Source organism: Gordonia sp. SMJS1 (genome assembly GCF_029866425.1).
Classification (GTDB): Bacteria; Actinomycetota; Actinomycetes; order Mycobacteriales; family Mycobacteriaceae; genus Gordonia; species Gordonia hongkongensis.
Genome location: NZ_CP123381.1, coordinates 5,119,201 through 5,136,750, shown reverse-complemented (window position 1 = coordinate 5,136,750; position 17,550 = coordinate 5,119,201). Strand labels below are relative to the sequence as shown.

At 67.8% G+C, this 17,550-nt stretch carries 17 protein-coding genes; 8 read left to right on the top strand and 9 right to left on the bottom strand.

What is annotated here, in order from left to right; translation table 11 throughout:
- The first annotated feature begins 25 nt into the window (after positions 1–25).
- Together QAD21_RS23185 and QAD21_RS23180 are read left to right on the top strand one after the other, a co-directional pair.
- Positions 26–1,144 (top strand): homogentisate 1,2-dioxygenase, encoded by a 1,119-nt coding sequence (locus QAD21_RS23185; RefSeq protein WP_065629507.1) that lies wholly within the window; start codon positions 26–28, stop codon positions 1,142–1,144.
- A complete protein-coding gene (locus QAD21_RS23180) occupies positions 1,141–2,328 on the top strand; it encodes an alpha/beta fold hydrolase (protein ID WP_280360302.1) in 1,188 nt (395 codons plus the stop codon). The genes QAD21_RS23185 and QAD21_RS23180 overlap by 4 nt, the downstream gene beginning before the upstream one ends.
- Here QAD21_RS23180 and QAD21_RS23175 read toward each other — a convergent pair.
- Positions 2,291–3,262, bottom strand: coding sequence for a hypothetical protein (locus QAD21_RS23175; RefSeq protein WP_280360301.1), 972 nt, complete (start codon positions 3,260–3,262; stop codon positions 2,291–2,293). The two genes, QAD21_RS23180 and QAD21_RS23175, sit on opposite strands and share 38 nt — an antisense overlap.
- Before the next feature lie 151 nt (positions 3,263–3,413).
- Positions 3,414–4,805 carry an acyl-CoA synthetase gene (locus QAD21_RS23170; RefSeq protein WP_211540120.1) on the bottom strand — a complete coding sequence of 464 codons (1,392 nt, stop codon included), beginning with the start codon at positions 4,803–4,805 and terminating at the stop codon, positions 3,414–3,416.
- Between the two features lie 186 nt (positions 4,806–4,991).
- Between QAD21_RS23170 and QAD21_RS23165 the strand changes: the two genes are divergently transcribed.
- Positions 4,992–6,161, top strand: a complete 1,170-nt coding sequence (locus QAD21_RS23165) for a low temperature requirement protein A (RefSeq protein ID WP_083207252.1) — start codon at positions 4,992–4,994, stop codon at positions 6,159–6,161.
- Here the strand turns inward: QAD21_RS23165 and QAD21_RS23160 are convergent, their stop codons facing one another.
- Complete coding sequence (locus QAD21_RS23160; RefSeq protein ID WP_065629504.1) at positions 6,162–6,785, bottom strand: TetR/AcrR family transcriptional regulator; 624 nt, start codon at positions 6,783–6,785, stop codon at positions 6,162–6,164.
- Positions 6,786–6,974: 189 nt separating this feature from the next.
- Between QAD21_RS23160 and QAD21_RS23155 the strand changes: the two genes are divergently transcribed.
- From QAD21_RS23155 to QAD21_RS23140, 4 genes are all read left to right on the top strand, one after another.
- Complete coding sequence (locus tag QAD21_RS23155) at positions 6,975–8,264, top strand: nucleotide disphospho-sugar-binding domain-containing protein (RefSeq protein WP_065629503.1); 1,290 nt, start codon at positions 6,975–6,977, stop codon at positions 8,262–8,264.
- Between the two features lie 78 nt (positions 8,265–8,342).
- Positions 8,343–8,753 carry an ester cyclase gene (locus QAD21_RS23150; protein ID WP_058252902.1) on the top strand — a complete coding sequence of 137 codons (411 nt, stop codon included), beginning with the start codon at positions 8,343–8,345 and terminating at the stop codon, positions 8,751–8,753.
- Entirely contained in the window at positions 8,750–9,625 is an 876-nt protein-coding gene (locus QAD21_RS23145; protein WP_280360300.1) for an alpha/beta hydrolase family protein, read from the top strand. Before QAD21_RS23150 ends, QAD21_RS23145 begins: the two co-directional genes overlap by 4 nt.
- Before the next feature lie 156 nt (positions 9,626–9,781).
- Positions 9,782–10,033, top strand: coding sequence for a DUF6480 family protein (locus tag QAD21_RS23140; protein ID WP_065629501.1), 252 nt, complete (start codon positions 9,782–9,784; stop codon positions 10,031–10,033).
- A 95-nt stretch (positions 10,034–10,128) separates the two neighbouring features.
- Here the strand turns inward: QAD21_RS23140 and QAD21_RS23135 are convergent, their stop codons facing one another.
- Positions 10,129–10,761, bottom strand: a complete 633-nt coding sequence (locus QAD21_RS23135; protein WP_254661169.1) for a helix-turn-helix transcriptional regulator — start codon at positions 10,759–10,761, stop codon at positions 10,129–10,131.
- 260 nt (positions 10,762–11,021) lie between these two features.
- Between QAD21_RS23135 and QAD21_RS23130 the strand changes: the two genes are divergently transcribed.
- A complete protein-coding gene (locus QAD21_RS23130; RefSeq protein ID WP_065629525.1) occupies positions 11,022–11,762 on the top strand; it encodes a response regulator in 741 nt (246 codons plus the stop codon).
- Positions 11,763–11,775: 13 nt separating this feature from the next.
- On the opposite strand, the gene QAD21_RS23125 is transcribed toward QAD21_RS23130, so the two are convergent.
- From QAD21_RS23125 to QAD21_RS23105, 5 genes are read right to left on the bottom strand one after another with little or no spacing between them, the layout of a single operon-like run.
- Positions 11,776–12,657 (bottom strand): HAD family hydrolase, encoded by an 882-nt coding sequence (locus QAD21_RS23125; protein ID WP_065629500.1) that lies wholly within the window; start codon positions 12,655–12,657, stop codon positions 11,776–11,778.
- Complete coding sequence (locus tag QAD21_RS23120; protein WP_065629499.1) at positions 12,654–13,778, bottom strand: cysteine protease StiP family protein; 1,125 nt, start codon at positions 13,776–13,778, stop codon at positions 12,654–12,656. The genes QAD21_RS23125 and QAD21_RS23120 overlap by 4 nt, the downstream gene beginning before the upstream one ends.
- The gene (locus QAD21_RS23115; RefSeq protein ID WP_280360299.1) at positions 13,778–15,073 is read right to left on the bottom strand and encodes a phosphoribosyltransferase family protein; all 1,296 of its coding nucleotides are present in this window, start codon (positions 15,071–15,073) and stop codon (positions 13,778–13,780) included. The genes QAD21_RS23120 and QAD21_RS23115 overlap by 1 nt, the downstream gene beginning before the upstream one ends.
- On the bottom strand, positions 15,070–16,287 hold the full coding sequence (locus QAD21_RS23110; RefSeq protein ID WP_065629497.1) for an HpcH/HpaI aldolase/citrate lyase family protein: 1,218 nt from the start codon (positions 16,285–16,287) through the stop codon (positions 15,070–15,072). Before QAD21_RS23110 ends, QAD21_RS23115 begins: the two co-directional genes overlap by 4 nt.
- The gene (locus QAD21_RS23105) at positions 16,284–17,396 is read right to left on the bottom strand and encodes a hypothetical protein (protein ID WP_065629496.1); all 1,113 of its coding nucleotides are present in this window, start codon (positions 17,394–17,396) and stop codon (positions 16,284–16,286) included. The genes QAD21_RS23110 and QAD21_RS23105 overlap by 4 nt, the downstream gene beginning before the upstream one ends.
- Positions 17,397–17,550: the final 154 nt, after the last annotated feature.

Sequence of the window (17,550 nt, the reverse complement as noted above, 5' to 3'; positions counted from 1 at the left end):
AAAAACGCAGAGACAGGAGTTCGGCATGGAATCGTTCGTCCAGCACCGCAAGGGGCGCACGCCTCGGCAGGTGCACCGAGATGTCGCCGATCTGAAAGACGATGAACTCGGACGCTACGGTTTCACCGGCCGCACGGCACATCTGTATCGACGCAACGACCCGACGCAGTTCCGGGCGGTGGGCACCCACACGGGCGTCGATCGAATCGTCACCGACCTCGCGCCCACCGACCAGAACGACCCCGCGGGTGAGCCGCTGCTGATGTTCCATAACGAGGACTGCCGGATTTCTTTGAGTCGTCGGAAAGAGGCCGCTCCGTTCTGGTTTCGCCCGGTCGACGGCGACGAACTCGTCTTCGTCCACGAGGGCACCGGGTATTTCGAGACCGAGTTCGGTCGATTGCCCTACCGGCCCGGCGATTACGTATATCTCCCCAAGGGGTGCACCTATCGTCAGGTGCCCGACGGTGCGTCGTTGCTGCTCGTCATCGAGGCGGTCGACGAGTTCCGGGTGCCCGAGCCCGGCATGCTGGGCAGGTTCTTCCCCTTCGACTCCTCGCTCGTCGTCGTTCCCGAGGCGGAGGCGTTCGACGGTGACGGCCGAGACGAGTACGAGGTGCGGTTCCGGCAGCGAGAGGGGCAGACATCGCTGTTCTACCCGTTCCACCCGCTCGACGTAGAGGGCTGGCGTGGAGACAATTTCCCGTTCACGTTCAACATCGAGGACTACGACGTCATCACCTCCGAGACGGTGCATCTGCCGCCCACGGTGCATCTGTTCATGCAGGCGACCGGGGTGTACGTGATGAACTTCCTGCCGCGCCCCGCCGAGGCGCGCAAGGGTGCCGAACGGCTGCCGTGGTACCACCGGAACACCGACTTCGACGAGATCGCGTTCTTCCACGGCGGCAGCATGTTCGGAGTCGGCATGCCGCCGGGTCTGATCTCCCACGCACCCCAGGGGATGCATCACGGCATCCCGGAGCGGGCGCGAGAGCGTTCCCGGCGCAAGTTCGACGAGTTCGACCGCGTGGAATGGCAGGTGATCTCGATCGACACCCGTCGACGGTTGATCGCCGCACCCGCACTTTTCGAATCCGGGGTCGCGGACTCCGCACAGGCCGACGCCGGGTCACGAGTATGAGCGACCGGGGGGACGTGCCCCGTCACGACTACGACCGTATTCCGTACCTCGTTGTCTTCGAAGATCTCTCGGCGTACCAGGACACCTACGGCGGGGTCACCGAGAGCGTGGTGCTCGAGAGCTACCTGCTCCGCCCCCGTGGCGTGCCGTCGAAGAACGTCATCGTCTTCATGCACCCGATCGGGGGCGGCGCCTACTTGCCGATGACCAATGCGCTCGCCCGCGCCGGTCACCACGTCATCTACTGCAACAGCCGGTATCGCGGCGTCGACAGTGCGTTGATCATGGAGAAGGTGGTGCAGGATCTCGGTGCGTGCGTGAAGGATGCGCGCGAACGCCTCGGTTACGAGAAGGTCATCCTGGCCGGGTGGAGCGGTGGCGGCGCCCTGTCGCTGTACTACCAGCAGCAGGCACAGCACGCGACGGTCACCGCGACCCCCGCCGGTGAGCCGCCGGACCTGACCGCCCTCGACCTCCCCGCCGCGGACGGCATGATGCTGCTTGCGGCGCACGTCTCGCGGCACGGCACTCTGACCGAGTGGATGGACCCGTCGATTCTCGACGAGTCTGATCCCGACAACCGCGACCCGGAGCTGGACCTCTACAACCCCTCGAATCCGAACCAGCCGCCGTACTCGGCAGAGTTCCTCGACCGCTACCGCGCGGCGCAGATCGACCGTAACCGGCGGATCACCGCCTGGGTGAAAGAGCGACTCGTCGATCTGCGCGAGCGCGGCGAACCGCTGATGGAGCGCGGTTTCATCGTGCACGGAACGATGGCCGATCCGCGCTGGCTCGACCTGACCGTCGACCCGAGCGATCGCAGGCTCGGTTGCTACCTGGGTGATCCGCGGATCGTGAACATGGGACCGGTCGGGCTCGCCCGGTTCACCACGCTGCGAAGTTGGCTGTCGCAGTGGAGCTTCGACGACGCCAACGGCGACGGTCCCCGGTGTGCGGCCGATCTCGCCGTCCCGACACTGGTCATCGGCAACTCCGCCGACAACGCGTGCACGCCCAGTCATACGCACCGCCTCTTCGACGCGGTCGGTCATCCCGACAAGACCCTGCACACCATTGTCGGTGCGACGCACTACTACTCGGGCCGGGACCAGATCTCACACCTGAAGGAGGCGGTCGGGACCATCACCGAGTGGCTGGCCGAGCGGTCGTGGGCCAACTGACGGCCTGGGTTCGCTGAAAACCGCCCGGTGGAAAGGGCTCGGGGACGTAGCGCCCGGTGTCCGTTTCTGATGGGCGGTTATCAGCTGGGTTTTCTCCAGGCAGACGACCGGCTGCGGTGGTACCCCCGAGCGATGATCTCGGCGATGTCCGCATAGGTGTCGCCCAGTCGCCGAACACCTGTGCATAGGTGACCCGCAACGGAAAGTAACCGCGTGAGATCAGCTTTCGGTCTCGAGTGCGATCCTCCTCGTACTTCTCGATTCCGGAGTGGTGTTCGACGCTGTCCAGCTCGAGCGCGAGCCGTTCTCCGACGAGCAGATCGACCCATCCGACACCGGGTACGTGGTGCTGGACCGTGACTCGCAAGCCGGCGCTCCGGAGACGTAGGCGGGCTGCTGTCTCGGTTCCGGACGCGGCAAGTTGGTGAGTCTTCTCGATGGCGCGCTTGATGAACATCGGCGCGTCATCGAACTCGGTGCGGAGTCGTGCGGGGGTGATCTTGCCGGTGTTGAGTGCGGAGTCGCACAGGATGACGAATCCCTCGACGTCGAAGCATCGGGCGGCGTACTGCAATGCTGTCGCGACATCGTCGACGGCGCCGTTGGCCGGGGTCGGCCGGCCGTACCGTCGGCACCTGTCGTGGGATCGGCGTCGCTCGTGGCGCGTCACACGCGAATGCACTTGTTCGGGATGTTCAGGTATCCAGAGTCCGTGGCGTCGTAGCGCGGTCGCACAGGAGACGACGCCATGATCGGCGACTGCCTCGACCACTTCTGGTTCGGCGGCCTCGGTCCGGTACCACCCGTGGCGTATCGACGAGAGCGTGCCGGAACGGCACGCATCCCGGATCGATGCGGAGGTCTCGCCGGCGGCCAGGAGTTGATGGGTGGCGACGACGCCGCCGAACCGCTCGGTGAGCTCGTCGAAGGTCATGCGGGACAGTGTCTATCGTGGCGGCGGGCAGAACCCGGCGTCCGAGACGTCTGTGGATTACTACGTCAGCCGTGTGAAAACCGCCCGTGGAAAACGGACAGCCGGCAGACCGTCGTCGGGTCCGCTCCACCGGGCGGTTTTCAGACGACGGTCACTCCAGCAGCTTCTTCTGCACCTTGCCCATGGCATTGCGCGGGAGGGACTCGACGAACCGGATCTCGCGCGGCCGCTTGTGATTCGACAGCTCGCCGGCGACGAATTCGATGAGCTCGGTGTCGGCGACCTGGTCGCCGACGACGTAGGCGACGATGCGTTGGCCCAGGTAGTCGTCGGGGACGCCGATCACCGCCACCTCACGGACCGCCGGGTGGGCGAGCAGGACGGTCTCGATCTCGCCGGCCCCGATGCGGAACCCGCCGGACTTGATGAGGTCGGTCGCTCGTCGGCCGACGATGCGGTGCATCCCGCCCCCGTCGATGACCGCGACGTCACCGGTCGCGAAAAAGCCGTCCGGAAGCCAGGATTCGGCAGTCGCATCCGGACGATTCAGATACCCGGACGCCATCATCGGGCCGCGGACGTGGAGATCGCCCACGCTCTCGCCGTCGTGGGGCAGCGGCTCACCGTTCTCCACCAGCCTGGTCTCCACGTGGGCGAGCGGGAGACCCACCCATCCGGGCCGGCGCTGTCCGTCGACGCGCGTGCTGACGGTGATCAGTGTTTCGGTCATGCCGTAACGCTCGACGATCTCGTGGCCGGTGAGCTCGTGGATCCGCTCGAAGACCGGCACGGGAAGCGGGGCGCTGCCCGACACCAGGACGCGCGCCGACGACAGCGTCTGTGCCGCAGTCGGATCGGCGGCGACGCGGCTCCACACCGTCGGCACGCCGAAGAACATGGTCGCGCCGGATCCGGCGGCACCGGCGTAGGTGTCCGCGGTCGGGGTGACGGTGTGGATCAGTCGCCCGCCCCGTCGCAGGGGACCCAGGACCCCCAGGATCAACCCGTGGACATGGAACAGCGGAAGGCCATGCGCCAGAGTGTCGTCGGCGGTCCACAACCACGCATCGGCGAGTGCGTCGAGGCCCTCGGCGATGCTCTGCCTGGTGATCGGAACCCCCTTCGGGAGGCCGGTCGTGCCGGAGGTATAGAGGATCAGTGCGGTCGAATCGGCGTGCGGTTCCGGGTGACGGTGCCACGATTTCGCGTAGCGGCGGACCGGGATGACGGGCAGGGTCGGCGCGGTGGGGGCCTGTCCGAGCCACGCCTGTGCCCCCGAGTCCGCGAGGATGTGCTCGAACTCGCGCGGCCCGGAGTCGGGCGGAACGGGGACGACCGGCACCCCGGCGATCAGCGCGCCCACCACCGCCAGCACCGTCTCCACCGTCGGCGTGGCCAGTACCGCGACGGTTCGGGCACCGGCGATCCGTTCGGCGACCGCCGTCGCGGCCCCGACGAGGTCCTCGCGCGACAGCTTGTCGTCGCCGACACGGATCACGGCGGGGTCGTCCGGTGCGGTGGGGGTCAGGGTGGGCAGCAGCACGTGTTCACTGTGCCACGACGGGTCCATCCCGCCCGTCACCTGCGCAGATCGCCGAGGTCACACGGCGTGCGCCCCTCACGCCGACCGCCGTCGGCGGTGGGACACCCCGACCCGCGCTCCTGAGCGCATGCCCTCGGCGCCGATGGCATGATCTCGTGCACACGCAGCGACCGATCGGGGGCAACGATGTCTGAGCGCTTTCACCTGAACACCATGCGCCTACGAGACCCGGCCGAACCGGGCCGGACGGCCAGCACGCTCGAGCTCTTCTTCGATCTGGTCTTCGTGGTCGCGGTCAGCATCGCGGCCGTCCAGCTCCATCACGCACTCACCGAGAACCACATCGTCGACGGGGTCGTGTCGTACGCCTTCATCTTCTTCGCCATCTGGTGGGCGTGGATGAACTTCACCTGGTTCGCGACATCGTTCGGCACCGACGACTGGCTCTACCGGGTGCTCACCTTCGTCCAGATGGCGGGTGTGCTGGTGCTGGCCGCCGGGATCGAGCCCGCCTTCGTCGACCACGAGTTCACCCTGGTCGTGTTCGGCTACGTGGTCATGCGCGTCGCGATGGTCGCGCAGTGGTTGCGCGCTTCCGGCTCTGCCGGAGACCGCCGCCGGACGACCCGGCTCTATGCCGCCGGGATCGCCGTCGTCCAGATCCTGTGGCTGCTATGGCTGCTCGTACCGTCGGGAGCAGCCGCAACCATCGGGTTCGTGATGCTCGTCGGTGCCGAGCTCGCGGTGCCGGTGGTCGCCGAGAAGCAGGGAAACACTCCGTGGCATCCGCATCACATCACCGAACGGTACGGACTGTTCACGCTGATCCTGCTCGGCGAGAGCCTGTTGGCGTCGTCGAACGCCATCATCGAGGCGCTGCACAACGAACAGGAGCTCGCCCCGCTGATCTCGATCGCGATCCTCACGTTCATCGCGACCGCCGCGCTGTGGTGGATCTACTTCTGGCCGCCGCACCACCGGGCCATCGGATCGCTCGCCGACTCCCTCCGGTACGGATACGTCCACTACTTCGTCTTCGCCGCTGCTGGTGCCTTCTCGGCCGGTATCGAGGTCGAGATCGACGTCCTGACCCACCACAGCGAGTTGACGGAAACCCAGGCGTCGTTCACTGTCACGATCCCCATCGCGGTCTTCATCTTGGGCATCTGGTGGATTGCTCTGCGCGCCAACGCCGATCGCGTGGTGAACACCGTGGTACCGGTCGGTGCGCTCCTGGTCCTGCTCGACCCGGTCATCCCGGTCCCGTTCGCCTTGACCGCCGTCTTCCTCGTCGCGATCGTCGTCGTCCTGGTCCTTCGACCACCGCTCACCACGGCCGGCGACCCGCACGTGTGACTACCGCATCGCCGCCATGATGCCGGTGAGCAGCCAGCTGCGTAATCGCGCGGTGCTCCAGTTCCGTTCGACGGTGAAGTAGCGATGGGTCGCCGGGCCGGTGAGATAGCTCAGTATGTCGGCGAATTCATCGACCCGGGTGTCGGAGATCAGGCCCCGGTGGACGAACCAGTGGCAGCCGGTGTGCACGTCGTCGAGCCGGCGGAGCTCAGACCGCTCGAGCTGTTCGCCGATGGCCGGGTCGGTGTCGGCCGCCAGCGTCGCGGCATGCCATAGATCGGCGATCCGGCTGTTCGCGGCGACGACGTGGTCGACGTACCGCCCGATGGCGCGATCGGTGTCGGTGTCGTTCATGATCGCGATGAACTCGGGTCGCTCGAGCAGCGAGACGAACTTCTCGTCACCGGTGAAGGCGCGTTCGAGGACGGCCGTCATGAGGGACGCTTTCGACCCCGCCTGATGCACGGTGCCGACGGACACCTCGGCCTGCTGCGCGATCTGCTGCACGGTGGTCCGCGAATATCCCTGCTGGACGAACAGCGCCTGGGCGGCGTCGAGGATGCGTGTCCGCGTCTGCGCGGCGCTGATCGCGCGCTTACGCGGTGTGTAGGGGCGTTTGCTCACGCCGGCCTCCGGTCGGGTCGGACTCCAACGACAACGATAGTAGTGGCGTTGCTGGGCTTCGCCCAAAGGTCGATCACGGTCCCCGAATTCACTTAGCCCGCTGAAGTGCAAAGATGGGACCGATTACGCGAGAGTGATCATCCGTCGTCTAATTTGGTTAGAGTCGAGCTCTATCCAAATGGAGGATCGATGTCGACCATTCTGCTGTGCGCCACGCCGCTGGCCGGACACGTCGGTCCGCTCACCGCTGTCGGACGTGTGCTCGCGGATCGGGGTCACGAGGTGATCATGCTGACCGGCTCGCGTTTCGCCGACCGGGTTGGCGACGCCGGGCTGACCGTCGAATCGCTGACCGGAGTCGCCGATCTGGACGAACGTGACCCCGACAGCTTCACCCCCGACCGGCATCGGTACCGCGGACTGGCGCTCTCGCGCTACCAGGTCGAGCGGACGTTCATCGCGCCGCTGCCGGAGCAGGCGACGGCGGTGACATCGGTCCTCGGCCGCCGGAGTGTCGACGTGATCGTGTGCGACGGAACCTTCGCCGGGATCATCCCCCTGTTGTCCCGGCCCCCGGGCCGGCGGCCTCCGGTGATCGGTGTCGGCACCATGCCGCTCGCTCAGTCCAGTCCCGACGTCGCCCCCTTCAACAGTGGCTTGCCGCCGATGTCCGGTCCACTGGGTCGGCTCCGTAACCGGTTGGCTCACATGGCAGTACGACGGGTGTTGTTCGCGTCCACGCAGTCCTCGGCGCGCGACCTGGTCCGACGGGCCGGGGGCTCGCTTGATCATTTCGTCCTCGACCTGTCCAGGGCGTTCGACCGTTTCGTTCAGTTGGGCCCGGCCGAATTCGAGTATCCGCGATCAGATCTCGCGCCGAACACGGTGTTCGCGGGGCCGGTGTTCCCTGGCGGTGCTGTTCCCCCGCCGCCGTGGTGGTCGGAGATGGTCGACGACGACCGCCCGATCGTTCACGTCACCCAGGGCACGCTCGACAACGACGACTTCTCCCAACTGATCGAACCCGCCGTCGCCGGGCTGGCCGAGATGGACGTCCAGGTCGTCGTGACAACCGGCGGTGCGGACCCGGATCCCTTGCCGCGGAACGACAACACGCGGGTCGCGCGGTTCCTCGACTACGACGCCCTATTGCCGCGCACATCGGTGCTGATCACCAACGGCGGCTACGGCGGAGTGCTGCAGGCACTGCGCCACGGCGTGCCCGTCGTCGTCGTACCAGGGGGTGAGGACAAGCCCGAAGTCGCGGCTCGGGTGGCGTACTTCGGGGTCGGCGCAGATCTGGGGACCCGGCGACCCGCTCCTGCGGACCTCGCCGCGACGGTACGCCGCATCCTGGCCGACGACGGCGTTGCCGTTCGGTGTCGGCAGATGGCGCATGCGATCGCCGGTTACGACTCGACCCAGACGATCGTGACCGAAGTCGATCGGGCGGTTCGTCGATCGACCCGCTCATCCTGACCCGCCGCGCGGTCTGTGTCATCCGGATACCCGAATGTCGGCGCATCTGCCGACGACAACCGAGAAAGAGAGCCCGACATGAGTGATGCACGAGCAGTCATCGACGCGCACATCGATGCCTTCAACGACCGCGCACCGGAGAACGAACCATGGTCCGCCGATGCGGAATTGGTCTCGCCGGGTGGGGTGTTCACGGGACGGGAGGGCGTACTGGGTTTCCTGTCCGTCTTCCAGGGCGCCTTCTCCGACGGTCGCCTCACCGTTGGTTCGTATGTCGTCGACGGCGACAACGCCTCGGTGGAGGGCACGTTCGACGGTGTCCACGACGGTGTGTTGCAGAGTCCGTCGGGTCCGGTCGAACCCACCGGACGGCCTGTCTCGTTCCGATGGAGTGCGACCTACCGGATCGACGGCTCGGAGCTGATGTCCGAGCACCTGTACTTCGATCAGCTCGACTTCCTCGGGCAGCTGGGTGTGCTCCCCGGATGAGTCGTGCTCGGCGCCGGTTGATCAGGGTCTTCGCGGCTGCGCTCGTCGCCGGTCCGATCGTCTCGGGTACGCAGGGAATCGTTTCGGCGGCACCGGTATCCGCGTCGGCGTCGGTGATCAGCAGTGTGGCGGTCGGGCCGCAGCGGCACGATCTGGTGATCCGTTCGGCTGCGATGGGCCGGGACGTGCCGGTGAGTGTGTTGCACCCGGCGCACTCCCGGTCGCGCGGGACGCTGTATCTCCTCGACGGGGGCGGCCGCAAGACGGCGATCAGCGACTGGATTCGGGAAGCCCGCGCGGACAGGTATTTCCGCGACAAGGACGTCAATGCGGTGCTGCCCGGCGGCCAGGGGGCGTTCTACACGAACTGGCAGCACGACGACGCGACGTTCGGGCGTCCGCAGTGGGAGATCTTCCTGACCGTCGAACTGCCGTCGCTGATCGACGGCCGGTTCCACGGCAACGGGCGGAACGCGGTCGCGGGCCTGTCCATGGGCGGCCAGGCCGCGTTCACACTCGCGACGCGCCGGCCGGGCCTGTACACGGGCGTCGGTTCCATCAGCGGTTGCCCGTTCACGACCGGCCCGGTGCACGAAGGGCAGATCCGAGCCGCGATCATCCGGGACGGTGGGGATCCCACCAACATGTGGGGTCCGTGGAACGCGCCGGGATGGGCCGACCACGACCCGGGTCGCCGCCTGCCGGCCCTCGTCGGAAGCGCGTCTTCATCGCGTCCGGGACCGGCGCGCCCGGCCCCCTCGATCAACGCACCCGGCTCGACCCGGGCCGGCACCGTGCGGAGAAGATCGCGACGGGAGCGGTACTCGAGAAGTCGGTCAACGCGTGCTCGAACGAGTTCGCCCGCCGGATGAGGTCCGAGGGACTGCAGCCGGTCGTCCATTTCCGCGCGATCGGAACGCACGCATGGCCCTACTGGGCCGAGGATCTGCCCGTGATGTTCGCCGCACTCGCACCCGGTCTCTGACCGCCCGCGAGTGACTTCGCGCCATTCCGGGTACACCGCCCGCATGGCTGACAACGACCCCGCCCGCAAACCGTTCAACCCGCAGAACCCCGACCCGTCCAGCACGGCGGGACTCGAGCCCGGCGGCGGAGTGGCGCCCGGTGACACACCGCCGGCGGAATCCGCGGTCGGGGGAGAGGAGCACGAACCGCCGCAGCGCAGGCGTGCCGGCGGCGTGATCGTCATCGCCGTCGCGGCGATCATCTTTCTCGTCGTCGCGCTCGGTCTGATCGGCCGCGCCGTGGGGCTCTTCTAAGGGTCACCGCCGGTCACGTGCCGCGATGCCGGGCCGACGGGCGACGGGCGACCCGGTCGAACCATCCCACGATGTCTCCGGTCACAGCGGCGGTGTCAGGGGCGCACCCAGCCGTCGGCGATGAGCTCGACCAGCAACTGGGCCTTGTTCCCGATCGGCCGGCCGGCTTCCTCGTAGCGTCGGGCGACACGCCGATAGTGCTCGCGCACCGTGCTCTCGGCGATCTCGTGGATACGCGACGTCTGACGCAGCGTCGCACCCAATGTGTAGGTCTGCAGGATCTCCAGCTCCCGTTCGGTGATGCGCACCCGGTTCGCGAGTGTGGGTGCGGACGGCGGGGTCGGCGGTCCCACCGCAGTCTCGAGCGCCCGCTGCAGCTCGTCCTCGGCGGCCGGGGCCCGCGGTGAGACACGGACGTGATCGAAGCCCGCGACCCCGTTGCCCACGAAGATGACCTTGACGGTGCGCAGCGATGCCACCCGCCGGACGAATCCGAGCATCGCGGCCGACCGCACCAGAATCGCGCTCGGGTTCCGTAGGGCAGCGAGCTGGGCGGGTTCGACGACCGTCGCGTCGTAGCCGGCGCTCTCCACGAGAGCGGCCAGGGCGGCGTCGAAGATGTCGTGCTCGGCAACGACGGCCGTGATTCGCCGCTCCGGACTCGGCGCGGCAGTGGGCCCGGTGCCGGGGGTCGCCGACCGGGGGGCGTCGTTGAGGGGTACGGACACGTGCCGGGATCTCCTGTCGACTTCGATTCGGCCGGGAGCTGTGAGCCGAACACACGGCGGGACTCTCTCGGATGATCGACATGGCTCGCGATCGGGCATCGAGAATTTATTTCACGAACGCCAATTTCTTCAGCCTCACGAACATGAGACGGTTTGTCAGCGGTATCTCGAACCTGATGTGGTGATCGCAGGGTAAATAATCACCCTGTCGTCCGATCGGATGCGTGATCGCGCACACCGTGGACATATCGGGCATGATCATGCCTGTGCCGACCGACATGCGGGTCCTCGTCGCCTCCCCGCTGGGACACGTGGTCGCGGTGCCGCTGACCAAGGCGCTCGACCAGGCCACGGTCACCGTTGCCACCGGCCGCGACGAGTTCGTCCAGTGCATCGCCGGCAACGTGCGATTCGACGTCGTGGTGGCGGATCTGATCTGGAACCGACCCGACCTGGAATGGACCTTCGACGGACTCGACGTCATCGACACCCTCGACCACCATGACCGGCACGCGCCGGTTGTCCTGGCGACCCAGGGACACGGGCTGGAACAGGACCATCTCGACGAGGCGCGGTTGCGCGACGAGGTCGCGGGGGTCATCGCCAAATCGGACGGTTTCGCGACGCTGGTCGGTGTTGTGCGCTCGGTGGCGCTCGGCCAGGCCCTGCCCAGGGCCGCGTCGGCGCGCCGTCCACCGCTCTACCAGTTGTTCGATGGTCGGCGCGGCCATACCGCGGGCCGTCTCGCGGGGGCGATTGCGTCGGGCAGCGCCTCGGACAACGCCTCATTGGCCCGCGCCGCCAAGGTGTCGCCGAACACGGCGAACAAGGTGACGAGCCACTACCTCGGGCCCATCATCGTCGAGCGCGGTGAGCACGACGCATCGCTGCCGATGACCCAGGCCGCCGTCTACCGGTGGTGCGGCCTACACGCGCGATACCTGATCAGCTGGTGCCGACGCCATGGGCACTCCGACGTCCTCGGATCGATGCCCACGTGATCAGTTCGGTTGATCAGTTCGCGTGAACCCCGACGGTCCGGTCTCGCGCTGGAGGCGTCGCGGATTCCGGCACGGTGATCCCGCTCCGCTCGCCGAACCACCGCAGGATCTCGACACCGGCGAGGGCCCCGGTGTCGGCGGTGATCGTGAGCCCGGGCGCCGACCAGCCGAGCGATTCCAGCTCACCGTGCCGCGGGCGGATCGCGTGATCGGCGGCGAGCAACAGGTCGGTGTCGAGCCAGCCGTCGCCGGCCGCGCAGAGCACTGCCGAGTCGTCGAGGGTGCCGTCAGCGACGAGCCGTCGCCGGACTTCGGCGATGGCCGCCGACTTGGTCACCGGCTGCGGGGTCGCGTAGATCTTGCGACCCTGCTGGGAAGCCGTCCAGCCACGTGCGTCGCACCACTGCTGCCATTGTTCGAGGAACTTCGGCGGTTGGACCGCGGGGTCGACGACCAGGTAGCAGAAGAGGTCGTCGGCGGTCCGCAGAGCGGTGACCCAGGAGTCGTCGATGCGTGTTCGGAGTTCGTCGCGGACCTCGTCGAGGGTGGCGCCCGCGCGGGTCACCTCGCGGTCGATGTGCGCACGCCATTCCGGATCGTCGGCGCCGTCGACGAGGATCCGGCCACCGTTGCTGACCACGGCGTGGCGAAATGGGCTGCCCGGCAGATCGATCCGGGCAAACTGTGCCGGGGTGCGAGTGGTCGTCGGTACGACGACGACCTCACGTGCCAGGATGGTCATCAGTTCGACGGCGGTCGTGGTCATGTACGACAGCGGCGCGTCGCGGTAGATCTCGACGCACACGGTCTCCAGGGTCGCGAACTGCTCGTCGCCCATGGCGGCGCGTGAGTAGATCATGGTCCGGTCGAGATCGGTGGCGACCAGCGCGTTCACGAGTCCTCCTTGATGAGCCCGACACACGAGTACGCGAGATCGGGCGAGACCTCCACGGGCACATCTCGTTCGGCGGCGAGCAACCGGATGTGGCGATGTTCGGGCAGATCGTCGGCGCGCACCAGGATGCGCCACGGTACGCGACGCAGCAGCACCCGCGTCGTCTCGCCGACGCCGGGCTTGACCAGGTTGATCGACGACAGGCCGTACTCGGCTTGGATCTGTTCCACGGAACGCCAGCCGGACCAGTCGGGCCGGCGTGACTCCGGCGTCATCGCCGACACCGTCGCCCGAACTCGGTCGGCGACTGCATCGAACTCGGCGCTGACGGTGTCCAGGAACAGTCCCGAGACATCGAAGTCGGCGAGATGGCGGTAGAACTTCGCTCCGTGGAACTCGCCCGGACCGATGTGGTCGGCGTTCAGGACGGTGCGCGAGACCAGGCCGGAGACAGTGGAATTCAAGCAGGCGGAGGCGATGAGGAAGTCGTCCCTGGTGCCGAACAGGGTCGTGCAGGAGCCGGAGTCCGCCAGCACCGCGAGTTCGTCGTGCAGTTGCGGCCGGCCGGCGCGCGCGTAGTCGTCGACAGCGGCGGTGAGTTCGCGCTGGATGGCGCCCTTGCCGGTCCAGCCGTCGACGAAGACGACCGACTCGGCAGGGTGCCGCGCCACGATGTGATCGAGTGCGACGGTGTCGATCCCGCGGGCGCGCACGATCGAGATCGTGTAGTGCTGGGGTTCGATGCCGTGGACGGCCGCCATCCACCGTCGGATCAGGATGCCGACCGGGGTGCCGGCCCGCGCCAGCGACACCAGCGTCGGCGTGGAATGCCGCTCGGCCAGGATGAGTTCGGACACCACGCCGACGGCTTCCGCGAGGCGCTGGGCCGAGGACCGTAGCGTCGCATGGAAGAGTTCCTGGTACTCGCGGCCGGGTTGATACTCGATCGGCAACGACTCCGCGTAGTGGGCCTGACCGGACTGGATTCGGCGTTCCCGTTCGCGCAGTTCACCTTCCAACGCCACGTCGGACAGGTCTTTGAGCAGCCAGGTGACCTCGTCGGCCGCGTACGAACCGAACTCCGGTCCGCACAGCGGTGGCGTGGTGGTGGCGATGTCCATCAGCGCACCGCCTCTCGGGTTCGTGCCAGGGAACGTTGGTCGGTGGCGGGCACGACGGCCAGCACCACCGGGTGCCCGGCGGCGGTGAGGACGTCGATGAGTCCACCGGGCGCACGCAGCTCATCGGTGTCGGCCGGCGAGTCGACGATCAGGACGACCTGCGGGTCCGGATGGTCGACGGAGGACACGTTGTAGACATACCTTGGCGTCTCCGGATCGGGTTCCGGTGCGGTGAACCGGAATCCGCGCCGGAGTGGATAACCCGGGACGTCGTGCACCTGGGCCGGCGACCTCGTGGTGGTCTGGTATCCGGTGGCGAAGCCACGACGCTCCAGCGACTCGGCGATGCACAAGGGTGCGTACATCAGTTCCTCGTGCCCGATCACGACAACCGGGCGCCGCGGATCGAGTTGTGCCGCCACGGTGTCGGCGGCCGCGGTCGCCGCTCGCCGGAAGCCCGTCGAGTCGGTGCGGAGAATTCCGTGCCGGCCGCCGTCGGGAACTGCCGCCGGCCAGTCGAGGGCCACCGCGACCAGGCCGCCGCGCCGGGCTGCCACCGGGTTGAGCTCGTCGGACCCGAGCTGCCACACCTCGTCGAGGAGGTCCGGGGGAAGGGTGATCGAGCCGTGCGCGAGCGCCACGTAAGCGACATCGACGCCGAGTTTCGCTGCGAGATCATCGCATTCCGACTTCTGCGCGGGGGTACGCATGTCGACCAGGGACGCCACGACGAACCGCTTACGAGGACGGTCCGCGACGATGGCCTCGATGGCGCCGAGCGCGGTCTTGCCGGTGGAGATCTCGTCGTCGACCAGGATCAATACCTCCTGGGGTGTCATCGCGTCGAGGAAGGCGGAATCGCTGGGCTGCAGCAAATGCGTCGTCGCATGTGAATGCCCTTCCTCGAAGGTGCCCGTCACCACCACATCCGGGCGTCTGCGCCGCGTCGAGTGCAGATACCGGGATGCGGAAATGCGTTCGGCGACACAGTGTCCGAGACCGGTCGCGGTTTCGGCGAAGCCGAAGACGACGGCGTCGCGCGCCGCATTCGCACCGATCTCGGCGATGATCGCGGCGCCCAGATCGTCGGCGGCGCCACGGACAATGGCGGGCGAGGTCGGGATGTGCTTGCCCAGCACGGTCGAGACCAGCAGATGAGCACGGCGTCGATTGTGGCGCAAGCCGAGTGAGACGAGGTCGCGGACCGTGTGACCCGGAGCGTCGCCGACGTCGGCGATCTGAACGCCGAAACGTTCGGTCACCCAGTCGATGCCGACGGTGTCCGGATCGTTCACGAGTTCGCCTGCCCGGGCGAGGCGAGCGCGGTGAGCAGGTCGACGAACGAGACCCCCTGGCGGGTCACGCCGAAGGCGGCAGCGCGATCGATGACCCGCAAGGCCCAGTTGCGGTGGGGCTTCAGCTCGTTCATCTTGTTGCGGTACGACGACGCCCGTACCCCGCCGGACTCGCCGGCCAGGATGTCGAGTGCATCGTGATACTCCTCGTGGGTGACCGCCGACAACGCGTGCACCGCGGCGACATGCGCGGGGTGGATGACGGTCTTGCCGTGCAGGCCGTTGGCGCGGTCGAGGGTGATCTCGCGGAGGAGACCGTCCATGTCGCGGCTGACGAGCTGCTGCCGGAAGTAGACGGCGTCGTTCTCGCGGAACGGCGTGTGACGCAACATGGGCTGGAACATGCGCTCGTGGTCGGCGAAGTACTCCCATACCGGCCCCGTCACGACGAAGCCGCTCTCGTCGCTGCGGCCGAGATGGTTGACGATGCCGGCGATCACATCGGCCGCGACCCGGACGTCGTAGATGGTCAGGTCACGATCCCGGCGGATTCCGAAGTGACTACAGATGTCGGTGGCACCGATGCGCACGGCGAGCACGTGGTCACGGTGCGCGCTCAGGAGCGACGCGAGGGCGGTCAACTCGTCGTCGCGGGTCTCGCGGTGCACGACCGCGGCCGACTCGAGAACCGGCATGACCCAGAGGTGCTTGTCGAGGATCTGTCCGGCAGCGGCAACGGCGTCGAACGCCTCGGGTGCATTCTCCGACGAGAACTTCGGGATGACGAACCCGGTCAGCACCGACGGGGTGTCGAGCGCGGTGGCGATCGGCACTATCCGGTCGGCCGACCGCGGACGGACGAACAGCAACATCGGCCGGCACGGGTTCGCGGCGATACCGCGCAACGCGGCCACGGCGTGCTCGATCGCCTCGGCCTCCTCGTCGTCGGCGACGGCGTCCTCGAGGTCGATGACCATCGAGATCACACCCTCGGCGCGGCGTCGGCGGATGACCTCGGCAAGATCGGGCCGGGTTGCCGGGACGTACAGGGTGGCGCCCAGCGCGACGGCGAGCCGCTGCGCCGGCCAGGTCGGCTCGATCGGCTCGGGCTGCCGATGGAACAGGGAGTTCGAGACCGACGGCTCCAGGTGGTCGAAGTGCCGGATCGTCCCGGGCTCGAGACCGGTGTCGTCGTGTCGTGCAGTGGTGGTCATCCTGCGGCCACCTGTCCTCTCATCCGCGAAACGATCTCGGTGATCCGGTCGTCCACCGCACGCAGCTGCGTCAGGTAGCTCCAGTAGTCGGGGTGGATGCGATCCAGAACCCCTTTGGCGCGCTCGATCCGGTCGGCCTGAGCATCGAGGACCGAGCCCCATTCGTCAACCAGACGGTGATTGACCGCAAAGAGCTGGGCGTCGCGCAGGCGAAAGCGCACGCGCTGCTCCGCGCCCCGCGGGTCGGCGCGCACCTCCCGCAGGAGTCGCAACCGGTCGAGCACGGCGTCGACGGCCTTCTCCGCGACGGCCAGGTCGTCGCGGGCGGCGTCGGCGCGGCCGATGGCCTGGTCGGGGGCAGCATCGACCATCGCGCGGGCGGCCGCGAGCTCGGCGTCGGCGTGTTCGAGCCGTTCGTCGACGACCGAGCCGTTGCGCTGTAGATCGAGGGAGCAATCGGCACTGAACTCCCGGCGCAGTGCCGAGAGGGTGTCGGGGAGTTGCGCGCTCCGGGTGGACACCGCGCTCCGGCGCGTTTCCACCGAACGGATGACCTGCTGTGCGCGGTCGGCGAAGGCGGGGGCCTCGGCGAGAAGTTGTTCGAGGCGACGCGCCGAACTGAGCACGGCTGCCGCGGCGGTCTGCCGGGCACGCAGCCCCGCGCCCTGGTCGAAAGCCGTGAGCGCACGAGCGAGGTCGTCGGTGGCATCCGACACCGACTGCAGTCGTGCCACCGCCGGTGCGGCGTTCTCCAGGGCGGTCATCGCCCGGTTGGCGGCCACCCGCGCCTCGTGGTCCTGGGCGTCGGCGGCCCGCACCGTGGCCCGCGCCCGCTCGAGGGTCTCGGCGTTGGTCCGGGCGAAGTCGCGCATGGAGGCGGTGATCGACCGCAGCGCCTGTGTCGACCGGTCGAGATCCCGGGGGTCGACGCGTGTGCCGGCCGGGGGGGACACCAGCCGGAGGTAGTCCGACGTCGCCTGGGCGTGCTGCTCGCGGATGTCCGACCACGAGGCGCGCAGGCGCGACCGCGGGTCGAGGGCGGCGGTCACCGCGACGGCCGGATCGATCTCGGCCAGGACGGATTCGGACTCCAGGAACGCTGCCGTCATTTGTTCCGATGATGCAGGTGGCGCGGAATTCGTGCGTGAATCGTTCCCGAACCAACGACGTACGAAGTTTCCGGGCACCACTCGATGCTATCGGCTATTTTCATCTCGGTATGAGGCCGGATTCCCCGGCTCACGGCGAGCTGGGATGCCGAGA

Excerpts from the sequence above, each read along its gene's own strand:
- QAD21_RS23185 (WP_065629507.1), top strand. The coding sequence starts at position 26 with ATGGAATCGTTCGTCCAGCACCGCAAGGGGCGCACGCCTCGGCAGGTG.
- QAD21_RS23180 (WP_280360302.1), top strand. The coding sequence starts at position 1,141 with ATGAGCGACCGGGGGGACGTGCCCCGTCACGACTACGACCGTATTCCG.
- QAD21_RS23175 (WP_280360301.1), bottom strand. The coding sequence starts at position 3,262 with ATGACCTTCGACGAGCTCACCGAGCGGTTCGGCGGCGTCGTCGCCACC.
- QAD21_RS23165 (WP_083207252.1), top strand. The coding sequence starts at position 4,992 with ATGTCTGAGCGCTTTCACCTGAACACCATGCGCCTACGAGACCCGGCC.
- QAD21_RS23155 (WP_065629503.1), top strand. The coding sequence starts at position 6,975 with ATGTCGACCATTCTGCTGTGCGCCACGCCGCTGGCCGGACACGTCGGT.
- QAD21_RS23150 (WP_058252902.1), top strand. The coding sequence starts at position 8,343 with ATGAGTGATGCACGAGCAGTCATCGACGCGCACATCGATGCCTTCAAC.
- QAD21_RS23145 (WP_280360300.1), top strand. The coding sequence starts at position 8,750 with ATGAGTCGTGCTCGGCGCCGGTTGATCAGGGTCTTCGCGGCTGCGCTC.
- QAD21_RS23140 (WP_065629501.1), top strand. The coding sequence starts at position 9,782 with ATGGCTGACAACGACCCCGCCCGCAAACCGTTCAACCCGCAGAACCCC.
- QAD21_RS23130 (WP_065629525.1), top strand. The coding sequence starts at position 11,022 with ATGCCTGTGCCGACCGACATGCGGGTCCTCGTCGCCTCCCCGCTGGGA.
- QAD21_RS23120 (WP_065629499.1), bottom strand. The coding sequence starts at position 13,778 with ATGGACATCGCCACCACCACGCCACCGCTGTGCGGACCGGAGTTCGGT.
- QAD21_RS23110 (WP_065629497.1), bottom strand. The coding sequence starts at position 16,287 with ATGACCACCACTGCACGACACGACGACACCGGTCTCGAGCCCGGGACG.
- QAD21_RS23105 (WP_065629496.1), bottom strand. The coding sequence starts at position 17,396 with ATGACGGCAGCGTTCCTGGAGTCCGAATCCGTCCTGGCCGAGATCGAT.